We start from the raw sequence: 1,597 nt of genomic DNA on the forward strand, positions 1-1,597 counted from the left end.
CTCGCATCCCGGCTACAGACCGGCACCTGGAAGATCGACCCGACCCACTCCGAGGTCACCTTCTCGGTCCGCCACCTCGCGATCAGCAAGGTGAAGGGCTCGTTCGAGCGCTTCGACGCCACGCTCGTCACCGCGGAGAACCCGCTCGACTCGACCCTCGAGGCCTCGATCGACGTCGCCAGCGTCAACACCAAGCAGCAGCAGCGCGACCAGCACCTCGCGACCGGCGACTTCTTCCTCGCCGAGGAGCACCCGCAGATGACCTTCCGTTCGACCGGCATCCGCGAGGACGGCGACGACATGCTCATCGACGGCGAGCTCTCGCTCCGCGGCGTCACCAAGAACGTCACCCTGAAGACCGAGTTCGGTGGCGTCACCACCGACGGGTACGGCCAGGTCAAGCTCGGCGCCGAGGCCACCACGAAGATCGACCGCACCGAGTTCGGCGTGAACTGGAACGCGGCGCTCGAGGCCGGTGGCTTCACGCTCGGCAACGACGTGACCATCAACCTCGACGTGCAGTTCGTCCTCCAGGCGGCCTGAGCACCGCACCCCACGGCAGCACCGCACCCTACGGCAGCACCGGCGTCGCCGGTCGCAGCACCGGCCCGGCCGGTCGCCACAGCCTGAGGTCCGCTCGACCAGCGTGACCTGAGGGCACCGAACAGCAGCACTGCAGCACCCGCCTCGACGCCCCGGCTCCTCCCCCACGGAGCCGGGGCGTCGTCGTGTCGAGTGTCTTCTCCACAGACGGGCCGACCGCCCTCCCGCGAGGCGATCCGGCGCAGTAGCGTGTGAGCGCGGGAATCCCCTCGGTGCCGGACCGGTTCCGGATCGGTGACGGGATCCGCCGCACGGACCGCACCACCGACAGGAGCACCCTCATGGCCACCGACTGGATCGCACTGCAGGCCCTCGCAGCCGCCGAGTTCGGCCGCCGCGTCGCCGCCGTCACCGACTGGGACGCCCCCACCCCCGACTCCGAGTGGACCACCCGCGACCTCGTGACGCACGTCGTGGACGAGCAGCGCTGGATCCCCCTGCTCCTCAGCGGGTGCGAGTACGAGCAGGCCCAGGCGGACCTCGGGGAGATCGGCGAGGACCTGACTGCCGAGTGGACCAAGCACGCCACCCGGGCGACCGAAGCCTGGCGGAACGCACCCGCCGACGTCCACGTGCACCTCAGCACCGACGTCGTGCCCGCGCACGAGTACCTCGCCGAGCAGACGAGCGACATCACCATCCACACCTGGGACCTCGCCCGCGCGACCGGCTCGGACGAGACGCTCCCGACCGAACTCGTCGAGGCCGTCTGGCACCAGTTCGAGCCGAAGATCGAGGACCTCGCCGCGACCGGCCTCTACGCCGCCCCCGTGCAGGTACCCGACGACGCTCCGCTCCAGGTCCGCCTCCTCGCGGTCACAGGGCGCGATGCCAGGGTGAACGCATGACCACCGACACCACACGACTCGGCGCCACGGGCCTCGAGATCAGCACCGTCGTCCTCGGCATGATGTCGTACGGCGACCCCCGCGAAGGGGCTCCCACGAGTGGAGCGTCGGCATCGACGAAGCCCGTCCGTTCGTCCGACGCGCGT

At 70.3% G+C, this 1,597-nt stretch carries 2 protein-coding genes; both read left to right on the forward strand.

Annotated features, from left to right (window positions below):
* A partial coding sequence (locus I59_RS08990; protein ID WP_022903587.1) for a YceI family protein occupies window positions 1-543 on the forward strand: 543 nt, incomplete at its 5' end.
* Between the two features lie 341 nt (window positions 544-884).
* Window positions 885-1,451: a TIGR03086 family metal-binding protein gene (locus I59_RS08995; RefSeq protein ID WP_031273453.1), complete on the forward strand. Its 567-nt coding sequence runs from the start codon at window positions 885-887 to the stop codon at window positions 1,449-1,451.
* Window positions 1,452-1,597: the final 146 nt, after the last annotated feature.

Origin of the sequence: Curtobacterium sp. B8, from assembly GCF_000333315.1 — a bacterium.
GTDB lineage: Bacteria > Actinomycetota > Actinomycetes > Actinomycetales > Microbacteriaceae > Curtobacterium > Curtobacterium luteum.